Source organism: Pseudomonas taiwanensis DSM 21245 (genome assembly GCF_000425785.1).
Taxonomy (GTDB): Bacteria; Pseudomonadota; Gammaproteobacteria; order Pseudomonadales; family Pseudomonadaceae; genus Aquipseudomonas; species Aquipseudomonas taiwanensis.
The window spans coordinates 57,449-75,551 of the sequence record NZ_KE384452.1 but is presented as its reverse complement, the minus strand read 5'-3'; the positions used below and the strand labels follow the sequence as shown (position 1 = coordinate 75,551).

Sequence of the window (18,103 nt, the reverse complement as noted above, 5' to 3'; positions counted from 1 at the left end):
GGCAATGAGACGGCGGCTCAGGAGTCCCCGCGGCTCTTCTTCACTATGCCATCGGCAATACTCGCCGGTGCCTCGGCATATCGGGTGAACTCCATCGAAAAACTGGCCCGCCCCTGGGTCATCGAGCGCATCGAGGTGGCATAGCCGAACATCTCGCCCAAAGGCACTTCCGCCCGTATGACCTTGCCCGCAGGGGTCTCGTCGCCGTCCTGGATCATTCCACGGCGCCGGCTCAAGTCACCCAGAATGTCGCCCTGGTACTCCTCGGGCGTAACCACCTCGACCTTCATCACCGGCTCCAGCAGTACCGCGCCGCCTTTGTGCGACAACTGCTTGGTAGCCATGGACGCGGCGATCTTGTAGGCCATCTCGTTGGAGTCGACGTCGTGGTATGAGCCGTCGAATACCGCAGCCTTGAGGTTGATCAGCGGGTATCCGGCCAGTACACCGTTCTTCATCTGCTCCTCGATGCCTTTCTGGATGGCAGGGATGTATTCACGGGGTACCACGCCGCCAACGATTTCATTGACGAACTCGAGGCCTTCCTTGCCCTCTTCGCCTGGGGCAAAGCGGATCCAGCAATGGCCGTACTGGCCACGCCCACCGGACTGGCGCACGAAGCGGCCTTCGATCTCGCAGGTATTGCGGATTTTCTCGCGGTAAGCCACCTGCGGCTTGCCGATGTTGGCTTCGACGTTGAACTCGCGGCGCATGCGGTCCACGATGATGTCCAGGTGCAGCTCGCCCATGCCGGAAATGATGGTCTGGCCGGTTTCTTCGTCGGTTTTGACCCGGAACGAAGGGTCTTCCTGGGCCAGTTTGCCGAGGGCGATGCCCATCTTTTCCTGGTCGGCCTTGGTCTTGGGCTCGACGGCCACGGAAATCACCGGGTCTGGGAAGTCCATGCGTTCAAGGATGATCGGCTTGTCCATGTCGCACAGGGTGTCGCCGGTGGTGACGTCCTTCATACCGATCAGTGCCGCGATATCACCGGCGCAGACGTCCTTGATCTCGGCGCGTTGGTTGGCGTGCATCTGCACCATGCGGCCGATCCTTTCTTTCTTGCCTTTGACCGAGTTGAGCACTGCATTGCCTGAACTGAGCACGCCGGAATATACCCGGGCGAAGGTCAGGGTGCCGACGAAGGGGTCGGTGGCAATCTTGAAGGCCAGGGCCGAGAACGGTTCGTTGTCATCGGCATGGCGTTCCAGGTGCTTCTCCTCATCGTTCGGATCGGTGCCCTTGATCGCCGGGATTTCCGAGGGGGCGGGCAGGTAGTCGATGACCGCATCGAGCATCAGCGGTACCCCCTTGTTCTTGAACGATGAACCCAGGATGGTCGGGACGATCTCGTTGTTCAGCGTGCGCTTGCGCAGGCCGGCCTTGATTTCTTCGGTGGTCAGCTCTTCGCCTTCGAGAAACTTCATGGTCAGCTCGTCATCCGCCTCGGCCGCCGCTTCGACCATGCGTGCCCGCCACTCGTTGGCCAAGGGCAGGAGTTCTGACGGAATCTCCTCTTCGCGATAGCTGGTGCCTTGGTCGGCTTCGTTCCAGTAGATGGCCTTCATTTTCACCAGGTCGACCTGGCCGATGAAGTTTTCCTCAGCACCGATGGCCAGCTGAATGGGTACCGGGTGGTGGCCCAGGCGCTGGTCGATCTGCTTGACCACGCGCAGGAAGTCGGCGCCCTGTCGGTCCATCTTGTTGATGTAGGCCAGGCGTGGGACATGGTACTTGTTGGCCTGGCGCCACACCGTCTCGGACTGTGGCTCGACGCCATCGGCGCCGCTGAATACCACGACCGCGCCATCGAGCACGCGCAGCGAGCGCTCGACTTCGATGGTGAAGTCGACGTGGCCGGGGGTGTCGATGATATTGAAGCGGTACTTGTGGGCGAACTGCTTGGTCGACCCCTGCCAGAAGGCGGTGGTGGCAGCCGAGGTAATGGTGATGCCGCGCTCTTGTTCCTGGGCCATCCAGTCCATGGTGGCGGCGCCGTCATGCACCTCGCCCATCTTGTGGTTGACCCCGGTGTAGAACAGGATGCGTTCGGTGGTGGTGGTCTTGCCGGCATCCACGTGGGCGACGATGCCGATGTTGCGGTACAGCTCGATGGGCGTTGTACGGGCCATGACGGACTACCTGCGGATGGGCGGATTCTCCCAAGGTAGCAGACCGGAAGAATCCTGCTTTACCGCCGGGCCATCAATCGGCCTGGGCTTGCAGCATCCACTGGCCGTCGACTTCCCGGGCCAGGCCGCTGGCAGGCAGCAGGGCCAGCAGGCGGGCGTGCAGGCTGGGCTCGGTGAAGGTCTTGAGCGTGGTCAGATCCAGCACGCCGATGGGGGGCAGGTCGGCCTTGGTGTAGGACAGCCAGGCTTTCTTCAGCACTTGAAGCACGTCACTGCCCGCGGTACTGGCGAAGCGGCGATGCAGTTGGCGGCCTTCGAGGGTGAACGTGTGCTGGTGGCTATAGGTGCTTGGGTCGTTGCCCTCGGAGCAGCGATGGCAGCGGCACGAGCCCTCGCCGAAAGCATTGCGCAGGTAGCTGTTGAAGTCCACGACGGGCTTGAGGGTCAGGCGTTTGTCGACCTCGAACAGGTCGGCGATCAGGGGGTGTTCGGCGCTCACGCTAAATCCTCGGGTGGTGGGGCATGTATCGGCGGGCACCCTAACAGATCGGGGCCTTCAGATCACCTGTTGCAGGTCTGGCCTAGTCGCTGGCAAGCGGTTCCCGCCTGGACCGCAGATCGTGCTGAAGTCGGGCAGTAGAGACAACCGGTAACGGCTACCGTACTCTACGCGCCCGCCTACATCCATCAATCGAGGTAACCCCGTTTGAGCAACAAGTACCCGTACATCGCCACCATCACTGTCAGCGCCGAAGATCGTGGCGGTGACGTCGAGGCGTCGGAAAACCCCAACATGCGTGTCGGTCTCGAAGCCGTGACCGAAGTGCTGAAGAAGGTGCATTTCGTCGGTACGCTCGCGGCCCCGGAAAAATCGGCCACGCATATTTGCGTGACCCTGGAGAATGGCCTGACCTACTATGGCCCTATCGTCAACGGCCATGCCGAGCTCGAAGGCGGCTGGATCGCCTTCGAGTCGGACATGCTGACCCCCGCTGAACTGGGCTTGTAAGCCTCAGGCCAACTCGGCCAGGCACTGCTCGAGGATATCCAGTCCTTCCTCGAGCACTTCGGCCTCGATGGTCAATGGTGCCAGCAAGCGAATGATGTGCCGCGCCTTGCCGCTGGGCATCAGCAGCAGGCCTTTGGCCCGGGCTGCTTCGATCACTTTGGCCAGCCGGGTTGGCGCAGGGTTGCCGTCGGAATCGACGCATTCGATCCCGCGCATGGCGCCCACGCCGGTCAGGCGGCCGATGCACCCACCCAGACCTGCCGCCTTCCACTTCTCGAATCGACGAACGATGGCCTGTTCCTGACGCTCGCCCCAGGTGGCGATGTTCTCGTCGGTCATCTGCGCCAGGCTGGCCAGGGCCGCCGCACAGGCAATCGGGTTGCCCGAGTAGGTGCCGCCCAGGCCACCTTTGGGTAAGGCCGCCATCAGGTCCTGCCGTCCGACCACCGCGCCCAGCGGCATGCCGCCGGCGATGCTCTTGGCCAGCAGCAGCAGGTCTGGCTCCATCCCTAGTCGCGGGAAGGCAAAGCGCTGGCCGGTGCGACCGAAGCCTGACTGAATTTCGTCGATGATGATCAAGATCCCCCGTTCGTCGCAGAAGCGCCGCAAGGCCTGGGCGAATCCGGGGTCGAGGGCGAGGAAGCCGCCTTCACCCTGAACCGGCTCGAAAATGAATGCAGCCACGTCTTCGACCGCCAGTTCGACACTGAACAGGCGGTCCATGGCCTTGAGTGCCTGCTCGCAGGTCACGCCGGTGTCGACGCTGGGGTAGGGCAGGTGATAAACCGGGCCGGGCAGCTCACCTACCCGTTGCTTGTAAGGGGCGACCTTGCCGTTGAGGTTAAGGGTTGCCAGGGTGCGACCGTGGAAGCCGCCGTCGAAGGCGATGATGGCGCGCTTGCCTGTGGCACCGCGGGCGACCTTGAGGGCGTTCTCCGCCGCTTCCGCGCCACTGTTGGTGAGCATGCCGGCCAATGGGTAGCTGACGGGTACGAACTGGCTCAGGCGCTCCATCAGCGCCAGGTACGGCCCATGGGGGGCGGCGTTGAAGGCATAGTGGGTCAGGCGCGCGGCCTGCGCTTGAATCGCCTCGACCACGGCCGGGTTGCAGTGGCCCAGGTTGAGTACGCCGATACCGCCGACGAAGTCGATATAACGTTTGCCGTCCGTGTCCCAAACTTCCGCATTGCGGCCATGGGAAAGTGTGATCGGATGAACGATGGCAATGGACTGGCTGATACTTTCCTGAGGCATGGGCACGCAAACCTTTGTTCAATTTTCCCCCTATCCAAGCGTGCAAAGGTGTGAGACCGCAAACGAATTATTGGATTGCGATCATTCCATGGATTCGTGAACTGGCGGATTCGCTAGCCTCTTTAGGGCAACGGTGAAATGGATCGTGCTATCTGCCGTTTGGGCGCTGTGGACTGGTACCGAGCAGAAACGTCAGAAGTTCATTCTCAAATGGAATCATGTGTTTCGAAAAGGTCGTTTGTTGACCCACGCCGATGGATTGATACTGGCCTGGAACAACGTTGACAACCGGTCGTGCGAAGAGGAGGGAAATATCCGCTACCGGCGCCTTCACAACAACAAGAACGAGCACTACGGACTTACCAGAATTCTGCTCCAACTTTCAGCCGCCCTTGCGGCGGCCAACCCATTCGAGGGTTCTCCATGGCTTCGCTACACAACAAGAAACAGCGTTCCTTGCAGCACGGCCTGACCTCACGTCAGGTGTCCATGATCTCCATTGCCGGCATCATCGGCGCAGGCCTGTTCATCGGTTCCTCCAATGCCATCGCCACCGCTGGCCCGGCGATTCTCATTTCTTATGCCATGACTGGCCTGCTGGTGCTGCTGGTGATGCGCATGCTGGGTGAAATGGCCATCGCCAATCCTAACAGCGGCTCGTTTTCCACCTATGCTGGCGAGGCCATCGGCCCTTGGGCGGGCTTCACCATCGGCTGGTTGTACTGGTGGTTCTGGGTGCTGATCATCCCGGTCGAGGCGATTGCCGGCGCGGATATTCTCCATGCCTATTTCCCGGGCGTGCCGTCATGGCTGTTCGCGTTCCTGATCATGGTCGTGCTGTCGGGCACCAACCTGATCAGCGTGAAGAACTTCGGCGCCTTCGAGTACTGGTTCGCGCTGGTCAAGGTGCTTGCCATCATCGCCTTCATCGTGGTGTGCAGCCTCGCCGTATTCGGCGCCTGGCCGCTGGCCGAGGTGTCTGGTGTCAGCCGCTTGTGGGACAACGGTGGCTTCATGCCCAACGGTTTCGGCACTGTGCTCGGTGGCGTGCTGATCACCATCTTCTCGTTCTTTGGTGCCGAGATCGTCACCATTGCAGCTGACGAGACGGCCAATCCGAAAGACAAGATCCGACGCGCCACCAACTTGGTGGTTTACCGCATCGCAATCTTCTACCTGGCGTCGATCTTCCTGGTGGTATCGCTGGTCGCCTGGAACGATCCGGGCCTGAAGGCAGTGGGTTCGTTCCAGCGGGTGCTGGAGGTACTCAACGTGCCGGGCGCCAAGCTACTGGTCGACGTAGTGGTACTGGTGGCCGTGACCAGCTGCATGAACTCTGGCCTCTACACCGCGTCACGGATGCTGTATTCCCTGGGGGCCCGTGGCCAGGCGCTTGGCATCACCAAGCGTGTCTCCGGCTCGGGTGTTCCAACCGTTGCGGTCATTCTCTCGACCCTGGCTGGCTTTGCGGGTTGCTTCGTCAACTATGTATTCCCCGGCAAGGTGTTCGGCTTCCTGTTGTCCACCACGGGCGCCATCGCCTTGCTGGTGTACCTGGTGATCGCCGTCTCGCAGTTGCGCATGCGTGCCCGTGCCGAGCGCGAAGGCCGTCCGCTGGAACTGAAGATGTGGCTGTTCCCATGGCTGACCTGGCTGGTGATCGGCACCATCGTCATGGTCCTGGGCTACATGCTGCTCAGTGATGCCTACCGTTACGAGACGCTGATGACTGCCGGGGTGACGCTGTTCATCCTGCTGGTGTCGCTGACCCAGCGTCGGGGCAAGGTAGTCGCTCAGACGGCGTGATCCTCCAGGGGGCGCGGTGCGCCCCCGTTTTGCGATTGGCGCTGACAGATTCGAGCGTTACCATCGAGGCAGGCATTTCTTCCCATTCCAACAAGCACAGGAAGCGCATGAACGACCAGACCCTTTCCCTTCAAGCCCTGGCCGCGCCGGACGGCACCTGCTATGGCTGCGGTTGCGCCCACCCCAGCGGCCTGCACGTGCAAAGCCATTGGGACGCCGATGGCATTCATCTGTCGTGCCGGCACACACCTGACAGCACGTTCAGCGGCTGGCCCGGCCTGGTCTACGGTGGCCTGTTGGCCATGCTGGTCGACTGCCATTCCAACTGGACCGCCATGGCCTATCACTACCGTGCCGAAGGTCGCGAGCCGGGCAGCTTGCCGCGCATCGACTGCGTCACCGGCACGCTCAACCTCACCTACCTCAAGCCGACCCCGATGGGCGTGGAGTTATTGCTCAAGGCGCGTGTAGAGGGCGAGGTGGGACGCAAGAGCCGCGTGATCTGTGAAGTCTGGGCTGGCGATGTGCTGACAGTGACCGCTGATTCGGTGTTCGTACGAGTCGATACCGACAAGCTCAAGCTCAAGGCCCACGGACAGGCTTGAAGGCCACGGGATGATGGTCAGCCGACCGCGATGCCTCTAGAGTGGCAGGACCATTCCCCAGGCAAGGTTGACCATGACCGATCTGAGCGCATTCCCGATCACTCAAAAGTGGCCCGCGAAACACCCTGAGCGGCTGCAACTGTATTCGTTGCCCACCCCCAACGGCGTCAAGGTGTCGATCATGCTGGAAGAGATCGGGCTGCCGTACGAGGTGCACAAGGTCAACTTCGACAGCAACGACCAGCTCACTCCCGAGTTCGTTTCCCTGAGCGCCAACAACAAGATCCCAGCGATTCTCGACCCGAACGGTCCGGGCGGCCAGCCGCTGCCGCTGTTCGAATCGGGGGCGATCCTGCAGTACCTGGCGGAAAAGTCCGGCCAGTTGCTCAGCGACGACCCGGCCCGCCGCTACCAGACCCTGCAATGGCTGATGTTCCAGATGGGCGGCATTGGTCCGATGTTCGGCCAGGTGGGCTTCTTCCACTTCTTCGCGGGCAAGGAATACGAAGACAAGCGCCCTCGCGACCGCTACGTCAACGAATCGAAGCGCCTGCTCGGCGTGCTCGACCGACACCTGGAAGGGCGGCAGTGGATGGTGGACGAGTACAGCATTGCCGATATCGCCATCTTCCCCTGGGTGCGCAACCTGGTGGAGCGCTACAACGCCCGGGAGCTTGTGGGGTTCGATGAGTTCAAGGAAGTGCAGCGTGCGCTGGCTCGGTTCCTCGAACGCCCAGCGGTGCAGCGTGGGCTGAAAATTCCGGGTTGAAGTATTTGAATGGACGGGTAACGGCGTCGTCTTGACTGTACCGGCGTCATCGCCGGCAAGCCGCCGCCTACAGGATCTGCGCTGTCCGTGTGGGAGGGGCCAGTGCCCCGGATTCAGAACACGTGGCTCAGAATCCAGTACAGGCACCCCGCCAGCAACATGGCCGCCGGCAGTGTCAGCACCCAGGCCATCAGCAGGTTGATCAGGGTGCGTTTCTGAATGCCCGAGCCGTTGGCCACCATGGTCCCGGCTACCCCTGAACTGAGCACATGGGTGGTGGATACCGGTAGCCCGAACATGTCCGCAGCACCGATGGTGCACATTGCCACCACCTCGGCCGAAGCGCCCTGGGCGTAGCTGAGGTGGGTCTTGCCGATCTTCTCGCCCACCGTCACCACGATCCGCCGCCAGCCCACCATGGTGCCCAATCCTAGCGCGATGGCCACGGCCACCTTGACCCACAGCGGGATGTAACGCGTGGCATCGTCCAATTGGCCTTTGAACATCTGTACCTGGCTGCGGGTGGCAGCATCGAAGGTGGCCAGGCGGTGCTTGTCGAGCAGGCGAATGGCTTCGCTGGTCAGGTACATGTCGTTGCGCACGTTGGCCATGGCCTCGGCTGGCACGCGCTTGAGCGACCCATAGCCTTTGACTTGCTCGCCGATCATACCGGTGAGTGCTGCCAGGGCGGGCACCAGTTGCGGGTTGGTCCTGGGCTCGGCAATGAACGCAGTCAGCACCCGGCGCGGATCGGCCGGCGCTGGCTGCGGGTCGCTGCGTACCAGCGCCTGGCGCGTCACTTCAGCGACAGCGGAGAACTGCAAGGCCTGCTCGTTCGGCATGGTCTTGTTCAGGGCGTACGCCATGGGCAATGTGCCGACCAGAATCAGCATGATCAGCCCCATGCCTTTCTGACCATCATTGGAACCATGGGCGAAGGACACGCCGGTGCAGGTCAGGATCAACACGCTACGGATCCACCAGGGCGGTGGGGTCTGGCCTTCCGGTGCCTGGTACAGCGCCCGGCGCTTGACCAGTGCGCGCAAGGCCAGCAGGAGCAATGCCGCGCAGGCGAAACCGACCAGCGGGGAAAAGAGCAGGGCATAACCGACCTTGCTGGCTTGGCTCCAGTCGATACCACTGGTGCCATCGCGGCCATGCATCAGGGCGTTGGCTACGCCCACGCCGATGATCGAGCCGATCAGCGTATGTGACGATGAGGCCGGCAGGCCCAGCCACCAGGTGCCAAGGTTCCAGATGATCGCCGCCAGCAAAAGGGCGAACACCATGGCGAAGCCAGCCGAAGATCCGACCTGTAGTATCAGCTCCACCGGTAGCAAGGCAATGATGCCGAAGGCCACCGCGCCACTGGAAAGCAGCACCCCCAGGAAGTTGCACAGCCCAGACCACACCACTGCCACTGGCGCAGGTAAAGAGTGGGTGTAGATCACGGTGGCTACAGCATTGGCGGTGTCATGGAAACCGTTGACGAACTCGAAGCCTAGAGCGATCAGCAAAGCCAGGCCCAGCAGCAGAAAGGGGGTGACAGTGGTGATGATCGTACCGCTGGCGGTGACGTCCTGTCTCAGGCTCCAGGCGGTATAGGCGATGCCCGCCAATAGCAGGCCAAAGAACAAGGTCAGGGTGGCGCGCCCAGGCTTGTGGGATAATTGTGGGCGGGCGTCGCGCTGGGCCAGGTGCGTCTGGGTGGCCAGTGACGGGGTTGCCATGGGGGCTCCGGTTGGCGTTGGGCGAAGTTGCCGAGGCCCCTGAGCATAGAAACAATTCGGGACGCTAGACTGATCTTTGTCAAAGAACTCGCTAGGCCAGGGACGAACGGTCAGCGCAGGAGAAACCCATGATTCACTGCAAGCGTGTCTACGATGCGGCGCAGGCAAGCGATGGCCAACGTGTGCTGGTCGACCGCCTGTGGCCGCGCAACAAACGCAAGGATGACCTGCAGGGAACCTGGTTGCGCGAGGTCGCGCCTTCCGTCGAGCTGCGCCAGGCATTCCATCGGGGTGAGCTGGATTTTGCCGTTTTTAGCCAGCGCTACCGGCAAGAGCTGGCGGCGCATCCCGAGCATTGGTACCCCTTGCTGGACCTGGCGGCCAAGGGGGACCTGACTCTGCTCTATGCCGGCAAGGACACGCGCCACAACAACGCACGGGTGTTGGCGCAATGGCTGGAGGATGAACTGGACCGACATGGGCCGGCAAGCTCGCCGGTGTGCTATGGCCATTGAACTGAAAGCCGCGACCGACGCCGATCGTACGTTCGCGCGCGATCTGACGCGGCGGGCGATGTTGCCGTACTACCGCGAGTTCGACTTGCTGTGGATCGAGGAAGCGTTCGACCAGGCGTGGGCCTGGCGCGAGCAATGGCTAGTGGTGGAGGGGGATACCGTACTGGGGTTCTGTAGCCTGAGCCAGGACCGGCAGGCGCTGTTCATTCGCGAACTGCACCTGTCGCCAGAACATCGCGGCCGGGGCGTGGGGAGTTGTGTGCTGGAGCAACTGGCCGACTGGGCGTCGCTGCGGCATTTGCCATTGTTGAGGTTGATGGTATTCAGGAGTAATCCGGCGCGATACTTATACTTGCGCCATGGCTTTCTAAAAGTCGGGGAGGCGGATTGTTTTTGGCAACTGCAGCGAGAAATAGACTAACGTAGCGGGTTCGCTGAAGCGCCGGCTACGTTAGTGAAAGCGAGAGCGCTGATAGGTTATGAGACGAAGGCCTCCAAGGTTGATTGGAAGGCGTCTTGGTGTATCAGTCAGTTACTCGGAGTGTTGTCTTAAATCGACCGGTGACCGTTTCTTTCTTATCGTCTTCTAGTGGATAGCTCACGTCGATCCTCCCCCATACCTTTTGACCCACTCGTTGAATAATGTGTACCTCGCCTTGAGTGGCTATGATTCGGCCATTTGGTGGGTAAAGGGTTACATCTAGTTGATCTGGGACTACCCAGTTGCCGTTGGTAAAGCTTGCGGTCCTCGTCTCGATAGCGACCACATAATTGCCTGAGGCTAAAGAGAAGGTGCCTTTGATCAAGGTGCTGTGGGAATCGAATTTGTCTGTTTCATATTTTAAGCCCGTGCTTTTGAATTCGATAACAAATCGGTTTTCGATCCATTTTGTCTCTTCGATCCATTGTGTATCAGTATTGCTCATTGTTAAGTCCTCGATTTTTGAGTGAGGCTTAAATGTAGCGAAAGAAGTATCCAAGGGGTACTGGTAAAAATGATAGGGCGCGCTCTTATATGCCGTGTGACCTTTTCATGTGGGCGAGTTTGAAGGTGGCATAGAAAAGGCGAAGCCCCGCACATGCCTGGACTCACTGTTGCTGCACCTGCACCGTCGCCCCCTGACGAACCGTAGCGTCGAGCAACTGCCCCTGCACCGGCAGCAGATCCCCGATCAATAAATTCTGCAACAAGGGCTTACCTTCGAAACGGTTAGCGCCCATCACGACATCCCGCATCCCCTCGACCCGTACCAGTGCCTTGCCGACCTGGCCCAGGCGATTGCCACTGAGTACCAGCGGCCCTGCCAGCGGTGTGGCATTGCGCAGGCTGACGGCATACTCCTGGGTATTGCCGATGCGGTTGTCGAGCAGTGCCAAGGCGCTGACTTCGCTGGCATCCACCGCGCTGCCTTGGCTACTGGCCAGCAGGTTATCTTCGACGACCAGCGGGGCAGCGGTGGTGGGTGCCAGGTTGCGTAACTGGATGCCATTGCCTCGGCTGTCACCCATGCGATTGCCGGCCAGCAGCACCGCGCCCTGTTGTTCGCTGACTTCGATGGCCGCCTTTGCCGCACCCAGAATGAGGTTGCCATCGACCTGGGCGCGGGTCTGGCCACGCAGGCGCACGCCGCTGTTGTTGTCGATGCCGCGTAGCTGGTTGTCCTGCAGTTTGACCTGGCTGTCACGCACGTCGATGGCGTATTGCTGCGACTTTTCGAACTGGCTGGCGGTGATGGTCGCCTGGCTGTGCTGCAACTCCACCGCGCTGGACATCTCGCTGAAGTGGCTGTCGCGGATGATCACCGTGGCGGCAGGTGTGTTCGCGGCTTGCTGGGCACTTAGGGCAGTGGTCAGTCCGCGGGACAGGTTGGCGTTGTAGCCCAGGCGCTTGAGGGTCGAACCAATCACCTGGGTATGGCTGCCGGCCCAGGCCACCACGAACGGCCGCCAGGCGCGGTCGGTGTTGCCTGGTCGGTCACCGGCCAGGCTTTGCAGGCTGGACTGGTTCAACCCCAGCCATCCCTGGTTGATCAGCGCTGTGCCCGAATGGCTCGACAAGTAAAGGCGGGTGCCCTCCAACACCAACCCGGCGTCGGCACCGATCATCAGCGGGTAGCTGAGCAGGTAACCGTCCTTGTAGCGCCTCAGGATGCGCGTATCGTTCAGCGCATCGTGCAACTGCGCCAGGGTGATGCTGCCCGCGCGCACCAGCACTACCTGAGGATGATGCGCCTGGTAGCCGGCGATGGCGCGGAACAGGCCGTTGTTGACGAATGGCTCGAAGGGCCAGCTGCCGGCCTGTGACGAGAACATCGGTTGCAGACTGACACTAGCGCGGCCCGCCGGGCGCGGGCGTTCTGCCTGATGGAACGTCACTGCCTCGCGCACCTGCTGGCGCAGTTGGTCGACCTTGTGCGTGCGTTGCTCCTGGGTCAGTGTGGTCAAGGTGTAGTTGACCGTCAGCGTCTGGCTGGCGGCCTGGGCAGTGCCGGCCAGGCCCAAGGTGACCAGGCAGGCGAGGGGGAAGCGGGCGAGGGCAGTCATGGGTCAGTTCCTTGATCCGGGCAATGAGGGGTAAAACGGTTTGATAGGGCCGCCGAGCTGGCTGTAGTTGTCCACATCGCCGTCTTCGCTGTCGTACAGCTGGCGCGCCAGGGCGTGGCCGGGATTGCGCTGCAGGAACGGGATCAACCAGGCCAGTTTGTACGGCGCTACATCCGCCTGGGACTGGCCTTCGAGTTCGGGCAGGTCGCGTGGGTCAAGCACCGTGCGAGCGGCGAAGTTGGCCAGAAGGTCCAAGGTCTGTTGGTCGTCGGCGCTCCACGGCAGGCCGTTGACGCGCGCCGATTCAGCCAGCAATACCAGGGGTACCAAGGCGTACTGGCTGTAGGTGGCGGCAAGCTTGGCCCGCGCCACTTCCAGCGGCAGGTAGGCGTAGCTGCCATCGCGGGAACGCACCGCCTGGGCCAGGCCACGACGTAGGTTGCCGTCGGCCCACTGGATGAAGTCGTCGCGCCCGACCAGCATGCCGGTGGCGGCTACGGCCCAGGCAGCCCAGTAGTCGTGGTTGTTGAAGTACACGCCTGGGGCATCGCGGCGTGGGTCGTACTCGTGGATCACCAATTCGGCCAGGCGAGTGAACCACGACTGCTGAGCCTCGCTCAGTCGCACCTTGCCGTCACTGGCTGACTGGGTCAGCAGCACGGTTCCGGCCATTGCCGCCAAAGCCCATTTGCGCGCGGCCATGCCTGTGCCGCTGGCATCCGGGTTGAGCAGTGCGCCGGCTTCGGCCCAGTCTTGCAGCCATTGGTCTTGGCAGGCCAGGGCCATGTTGGCGTCCTGCGGCTTTTTCGCCCGCTGGAAACGCTTGCCGGCGTAGATCAGCCCGCCGACGAACTGTTTGACCTGCTTGCCGATGCGTTCGCTGCCTGCATCGGGGCTGCTGCGCAGGGTCGACTTGCTGACGTCGCGCTGGTCGTACTTGCTCTGCAGGCGCAGGCTGCCGGTATAGGGCGGCGGAGGCTCCTTGCTGCAGGCCAGGGTGTGGTAGTCGGCGATCATGGCCGCTTGTGGCGTGGGATGCGCAGGCCAGATCGACTGGGCTGCCTGAGCCTGGGGGGGGAGCAGGGCCAGGGGAAGCAGCGAGGCAGCCCCGATGAGCATCTTCAAAGACACAGACGAGTCTCCACCTCGGTGGCCGCAGTGCCCGCCTTGGTCGGTTCCATGAACACCGACAGCAAGTTGGCCCCGGCAAACGCTGGGTCCTTACTCAGTTCCAGGTAGTACTGCCCGCCGCTGACGGCTGCCTCGCGACGGAACCACACCTTGTCGCGCGCGCCATTGTCGTAATAGACGATGATGTAGAAGTCCTTGATGTTCTTGTCGCTCAGGCGGATGTCGAGAAACCCCTTCGAACCACTCAACGACTGGCGCGAACTGCCCGCGTTGCTCAGCAGCTCGATGCGCTCGCCAACCTTCAGCGCCGGGTGTTGCAACTTCGACCCCAACACTTGCCTGTTGGCCGAGCAGCCGCCCTGAACCGCCGGCACCAACTGGCGATACATCAACGGCGAATCAAGCCGGTAGTTGGCCGGCAGTTCCCAGACGATCAACTTGGGCGGGGCCTTGGGGTCGTAGTCTTCCGACAGCAGGTACGCCAGCAGCGAGCCGTCCTCACCGACACCCGGCAGGGCATAGTTGAGTACATCCACACTCAGGTATTGCTTGAGGTAGCCGTCGAAATTGAACTGCTTGCTCTCGTCTTCACGTGCAGCGGCGTTGCTGTCTCCCACCAGGATCACTTGCGGGTCTGGCGCTTCGTCGAACAGCGCATCGGCGCTGTCGGCCACCGGGATGGTCTGGAAGCCGCGCACGTACTGGAAGCCATAGTTGTTGCCACAGATGTTGCTCAGCGCCAGGTTCAGCGTGCCATCCTTGGGCACCATTACCCCAGGCTCGGTGCGATACTGCTTCTTGGTCAACTCGCCGTAGAACGGTTGGCGGCGGATCTCTTCGGCCATCAGTCTGGCAGTGGCTTCGGCGCCGGCCGGGGTCCAGTGGTGGTCGCGGCGGAAGAAGTACTCGCCCTGAGGCGGCTGCTGCACCAGTTGCATCATCGGCGCCACCACCGCACCGCCCTGGCGCAACTGGCCAAGGTAGGCACTGAGGTGGGCGCTGGCCTGGGCATAGTCGAAACCGTGCAGTTGGCCTTCGAGCAGTTTGTCGCGGTGCATCAGCCCGCGGGTGGGCTGGACCGCCATGGCCACGTGGATGCCCTGGCGCTGGAAGGCCTGCATCAAGCGGGCGAACTCCGGGCGCATAGGGGCGGGAATGCCGAAGTCGTTGGTCAGGTCCACCGCCGAGCGGAATAGCCAGCGGTCCTTGCCGGGTACGATTTCGCGCATCAGCTTCATGCGCCCCTCGGTGTAACGCTGTGGGTCGCTGAGCGCCGGGCAGACCATGCACCGCAGGTTCTCACAGCCGGCTTTTGGCGCCTGTGCGGCCTGGCCAGGCAGGCTCAGCAGGGCCAGGGCTGCGCTTAGAGACACACTTACTAGGGTCTTCATGTACCTATCCATCCTTGCAGCGTGGGCGTCACTCGGTGGGGTCGATGCTGTTGGCCTGGGTCATGCTGCGGTAGCCGTTGCCCTGGGGCAGCAGCACATAGCTGTACGAGCGACCCTTCTTGAGGAACTGATCGTCGAATTCCGCCACCTTCTGATCGGCGACATAGGCGGCGAAACCGATCTTGAGCTCGTTGACCATGCGGCTGCCGGTCTGGCCGTTGGCCAATGGGTCGACGACCACGTGCTTGCCGTCCTCGGTCTTGAGCGCCGCTTGTGCCGGTGTGAGGTTGTAGAAGGCGATCTGTGCCTTCTTCGGCTCGTTGACGTATTTGTCGGCGATCAGCTTCAGTTGCTTGCCGTCGTAGATCACGGTGCTGGCGGCGTTGGCCTTCAGCTGCGGCTCGATGGATTGCCCGCCGACCGCGATCTTGTGGCTGCCGGCTGAGGTGAAGCGGTAGCCACTGAGCTGGCCGGGCGCAACCTTCTGCGGGTTGACCTTGCCGCTCAACGTGACGTCGATGCTGCGGTCCGAGAGGTTCAGCACGCGGACGAAGGCCGAATCGGCAGGGGCTACTGCATCGTACAGGTCGGCATTGCCTTCGGCGGTGTAGCCCGCCTGGCTGGCGGTGGCCAGGACAACGGCGGTAAACAGGTGAGCAGGTTTCATCAGGTTCTCCTTGATTCGTCAGAAATGCTGGGGCACGGCGCTGCGGCTGAGCGCGCCGGGACGGTGGGCGAGCAAGGTGCGAAGGGGGAATTCCCATACCACCGTTTCGATCTGTGGGTTGGCCAGTTGATCGCTTGCCAGGAACTGGTTCATGGCTTCGAACGGGCCGCGGGCCTCGACGGCGATGCTCAGCAGGTCGCGGTTGAGTGCCTCCTTGAGAAAGCCGACGAAGTTCCAGTCGTCGATCTTGCTGTAGCTGGTGCCTACCAGCAGCAGGCTCTGCTCCTGCTCGGCGAATAGGTCATCGCTGCTTTGTTCGGCCTTGAGGGTTTCGTACAGCTTGATCGGGTTGGCTCCGAACTGCGGCGCCAGGCGAGCATGGTCGAACTGGATGTAGTTCATCAGGTCGCCCTTGATGCTTTTCTCCCCGGACGGGTGCGAGAGGTAGACCTGATCACCCAGCAATTGCGGACGTTGACGTGCCAGTTCGTAGGCGGCCAGGCGCGCACCTTCTGGGCTCCAGTGGGTGTCGGATTTCAGGAACAGCTTCGGGCCGCCAAGGTTGGCCAGGAACGCGCTGCGCAGCGGCACCACGTCCAGCTGGTGTCGTTGCAGCTCGCTTACGAAACGGTCGTACAGGCCGGTCACCCTGGGGTCGAACGCATGCTCGGCGTGCGCTGCATACACATCCAGCTTCATTGGCAGCGGCAGTACCACCAGTTGTTTGCCGTGTTCGGCCAATTGCGCGCGGACCTTGACGATCTGCTCCAGCTGGCCCGTCAGGTTGGCGTCCAGGTCATTGGGCACGCGGTATTCCTGGTTGGTGTAGAGCCAGCCATCCTTGCCCAGCACCACGCCTTTGGTACCTTCGCCGAACAGCTGGAACTGCGCGTCGGCCCACAGCGTCACGGAGGGGGCTCGCAGGAAGAAGCGCTTGTCGTACACCTGCTCGAACTTGCGTAGCAGCTTGCCGTCGACGAATAGGTTCCAGGCATCGCTTTGGGTGCGGGCGAAGCTGAACACCGGTGGCAGCGAGTAGACGAACATCGCCCCGAGTGCCAGCGCGAACAGAATGCCATTGGCCTTGCTGGCCGAATTCATCACCGGATACATGGCCGTCTCCTAGAACTGGAAATACAGGAAGGGCGAGAACGAATTGGCCGCCAGGCTGCTCAGCGCCAACAGGAAACCGCCCCACAGCAACACGCTGTGCAGCGCGCCGACATGGCGCATGAAGTACCCCGTCTTGTTGCCAGCGTAGAAGCGCACATTGTTGATGCCCGCCAGGACCAGCCAGGCCAAGGCCACCAGGGCGAAGGCCATGGCCATTTTCGAGGCGCCGAGCACGTACAGCTCCAGCGAGCCGAAGCCGTTGAAGCCGAACAGCGCTTTGTAGATGTCGATGCTGTGGCGCAGGTCCATGGTGAAGAACAGTGGCATGCTCAGCACGATCAACAGGCCGGTGCGCAGGTTGCGGCCCAGGTGGTATGGGGTGCTGACTTTGGTCGCCAGGTTGAACTTGCGTTCCAGTACCATGCCAACGCCGAAGAACAGTCCCCAGCAGATGAAGGCGAAGCTCGCCCCGTGCCACAACCCGGACAGCAGCATGGTCCAGATGAGCGCCGGCAATGCGCCGGCCACGCGCTTGCGTACCAGGGGCATGTACACATAGTCGCGCAGGAAGTGCGCCAGGGTCATGTGCCAGCGCGACCAGAACTCGGTGATGCTCTGCGACACATAGGGCTGGTTGAAGTTTTCCGGGAAGCGAAAGCCCATCATCAAGGCCAGGCCCAAGGCCATGTGGCTGTAGCCAGCAAAGTCGAAGTACAACTGCAGGGTGGAGACCACCAGGCCGAACCAGGCGTCGCTGAACTGCAGGGTGCCTTCGCTGACGAACAGCGCGTTGATCGGCGCCAGGCGGTCGGCGATCAGTACTTTCATGATGAAGCCGAGCATGAAGCGGCACACGCCCAGCGAGAACAGCTCCAGCGAATGGGTGCGTTCGCGCAGCTGCGGCGCCAGTTGGCTGTAGCGCAGGATCGGTCCGGCCACCAGGTGCGGGAACAATGCGACGAAGGCGGCGAAGTCGATGAAATTGCGCGTCGGCGTGGCGTCCTTGCGGTAGATGTCGACGATGTAGCTCAGGGCGTGGAACACATAGAACGAGATGCCCAGGGGCAGGAAGATGTTTTCCAGGGTCCAGGTGTCGATGCCCAGTGGCGCCAGCAGCAGGGCCAGCACTTCGGCGCCGAAGTTGGCGTACTTGAAGTAGCCCAGGGTCGAGAGGTTGCCGGCTACACCGATCCACAGCAGACGAAGCGCCCAACGTTTGTCCGCCGCGTCGAGGCGCGCCTTGATGCGCAGGCCGAACCAGTAGTTCCAGTAGGTGATGCCGACGAACAGCAACAGGAAGTCCGGTCGCCACCAGGCATAGAAGAGGTAGCTGGCGACGACGATCACCGTCGAGCGCCACTGCGCCCTGGCCAGGAAATACACGGCCAGGAACAGCGGCAGGTAGAGAAACAGGAACACGTTGGAGGCGAAGATCAT

Annotated in this window: 17 protein-coding genes; 6 read left to right on the top strand and 11 right to left on the bottom strand. The window is 61.9% G+C overall.

Going from position 1 to position 18,103, the window contains the following annotated elements; translation table 11 throughout:
* Positions 1 to 17: 17 nt before the first annotated feature.
* Both fusA and H620_RS0123730 read right to left on the bottom strand, forming a co-directional pair.
* Positions 18 to 2,132 carry an elongation factor G gene (gene fusA, locus H620_RS0123735; RefSeq protein WP_023381216.1) on the bottom strand — a complete coding sequence of 705 codons (2,115 nt, stop codon included), beginning with the start codon at positions 2,130 to 2,132 and terminating at the stop codon, positions 18 to 20.
* A 73-nt stretch (positions 2,133 to 2,205) separates the two neighbouring features.
* Complete coding sequence (locus H620_RS0123730) at positions 2,206 to 2,631, bottom strand: hypothetical protein (RefSeq protein WP_023381215.1); 426 nt, start codon at positions 2,629 to 2,631, stop codon at positions 2,206 to 2,208.
* A gap of 207 nt (positions 2,632 to 2,838) precedes the next feature.
* On the opposite strand from H620_RS0123730, the gene H620_RS0123725 reads away from it, so the two are divergent.
* Complete coding sequence (locus H620_RS0123725; RefSeq protein ID WP_023381214.1) at positions 2,839 to 3,141, top strand: hypothetical protein; 303 nt, start codon at positions 2,839 to 2,841, stop codon at positions 3,139 to 3,141.
* Positions 3,142 to 3,144: 3 nt separating this feature from the next.
* On the opposite strand, the gene H620_RS0123720 is transcribed toward H620_RS0123725, so the two are convergent.
* Positions 3,145 to 4,395 (bottom strand): 2-aminoadipate transaminase, encoded by a 1,251-nt coding sequence (locus tag H620_RS0123720; protein WP_027908163.1) that lies wholly within the window; start codon positions 4,393 to 4,395, stop codon positions 3,145 to 3,147.
* A gap of 423 nt (positions 4,396 to 4,818) precedes the next feature.
* Here H620_RS0123720 and H620_RS0123715 point away from each other — a divergent pair, with 423 nt between their 5' ends.
* The 3 genes from H620_RS0123715 (at position 4,819) to H620_RS0123705 (ending at position 7,575) form a co-directional block, all read left to right on the top strand.
* Positions 4,819 to 6,201 (top strand): amino acid permease, encoded by a 1,383-nt coding sequence (locus tag H620_RS0123715; protein ID WP_027908162.1) that lies wholly within the window; start codon positions 4,819 to 4,821, stop codon positions 6,199 to 6,201.
* Between the two features lie 107 nt (positions 6,202 to 6,308).
* Positions 6,309 to 6,806 carry a PaaI family thioesterase gene (locus tag H620_RS0123710; protein WP_023381211.1) on the top strand — a complete coding sequence of 166 codons (498 nt, stop codon included), beginning with the start codon at positions 6,309 to 6,311 and terminating at the stop codon, positions 6,804 to 6,806.
* 73 nt (positions 6,807 to 6,879) lie between these two features.
* Positions 6,880 to 7,575 carry a glutathione S-transferase N-terminal domain-containing protein gene (locus H620_RS0123705; RefSeq protein WP_023381210.1) on the top strand — a complete coding sequence of 232 codons (696 nt, stop codon included), beginning with the start codon at positions 6,880 to 6,882 and terminating at the stop codon, positions 7,573 to 7,575.
* Between the two features lie 113 nt (positions 7,576 to 7,688).
* On the opposite strand, the gene H620_RS0123700 is transcribed toward H620_RS0123705, so the two are convergent.
* On the bottom strand, positions 7,689 to 9,305 hold the full coding sequence (locus H620_RS0123700; RefSeq protein WP_027908161.1) for an inorganic phosphate transporter: 1,617 nt from the start codon (positions 9,303 to 9,305) through the stop codon (positions 7,689 to 7,691).
* A 128-nt stretch (positions 9,306 to 9,433) separates the two neighbouring features.
* On the opposite strand from H620_RS0123700, the gene H620_RS0123695 reads away from it, so the two are divergent.
* Entirely contained in the window at positions 9,434 to 9,820 is a 387-nt protein-coding gene (locus H620_RS0123695) for a DUF488 domain-containing protein (RefSeq protein WP_027908160.1), read from the top strand.
* Positions 9,810 to 10,241: a GNAT family N-acetyltransferase gene (locus tag H620_RS0123690; RefSeq protein WP_023381207.1), complete on the top strand. Its 432-nt coding sequence runs from the start codon at positions 9,810 to 9,812 to the stop codon at positions 10,239 to 10,241. Before H620_RS0123695 ends, H620_RS0123690 begins: the two co-directional genes overlap by 11 nt.
* Positions 10,242 to 10,344: 103 nt before the next feature.
* On the opposite strand, the gene H620_RS0123685 is transcribed toward H620_RS0123690, so the two are convergent.
* The 7 genes from H620_RS0123685 to H620_RS0123655 all read right to left on the bottom strand — a co-directional run bounded on the left by H620_RS0123685 (position 10,345) and on the right by H620_RS0123655 (position 18,103).
* Entirely contained in the window at positions 10,345 to 10,746 is a 402-nt protein-coding gene (locus H620_RS0123685; RefSeq protein WP_027908159.1) for a hypothetical protein, read from the bottom strand.
* A gap of 163 nt (positions 10,747 to 10,909) precedes the next feature.
* Positions 10,910 to 12,364: a right-handed parallel beta-helix repeat-containing protein gene (locus tag H620_RS26125; protein WP_023381205.1), complete on the bottom strand. Its 1,455-nt coding sequence runs from the start codon at positions 12,362 to 12,364 to the stop codon at positions 10,910 to 10,912.
* Positions 12,365 to 12,367: 3 nt separating this feature from the next.
* Entirely contained in the window at positions 12,368 to 13,495 is a 1,128-nt protein-coding gene (locus tag H620_RS0123675) for a polysaccharide lyase (RefSeq protein WP_027908158.1), read from the bottom strand.
* Entirely contained in the window at positions 13,486 to 14,886 is a 1,401-nt protein-coding gene (locus H620_RS0123670) for an alginate O-acetyltransferase AlgX-related protein (RefSeq protein ID WP_023381203.1), read from the bottom strand. Before H620_RS0123670 ends, H620_RS0123675 begins: the two co-directional genes overlap by 10 nt.
* A gap of 28 nt (positions 14,887 to 14,914) precedes the next feature.
* Positions 14,915 to 15,553, bottom strand: a complete 639-nt coding sequence (locus H620_RS0123665) for an alginate O-acetyltransferase AlgF (RefSeq protein ID WP_023381202.1) — start codon at positions 15,551 to 15,553, stop codon at positions 14,915 to 14,917.
* 18 nt (positions 15,554 to 15,571) lie between these two features.
* Complete coding sequence (locus H620_RS0123660; RefSeq protein WP_023381201.1) at positions 15,572 to 16,666, bottom strand: alginate O-acetyltransferase; 1,095 nt, start codon at positions 16,664 to 16,666, stop codon at positions 15,572 to 15,574.
* A gap of 9 nt (positions 16,667 to 16,675) precedes the next feature.
* A complete protein-coding gene (locus H620_RS0123655) occupies positions 16,676 to 18,103 on the bottom strand; it encodes an MBOAT family O-acyltransferase (RefSeq protein ID WP_027908157.1) in 1,428 nt (475 codons plus the stop codon).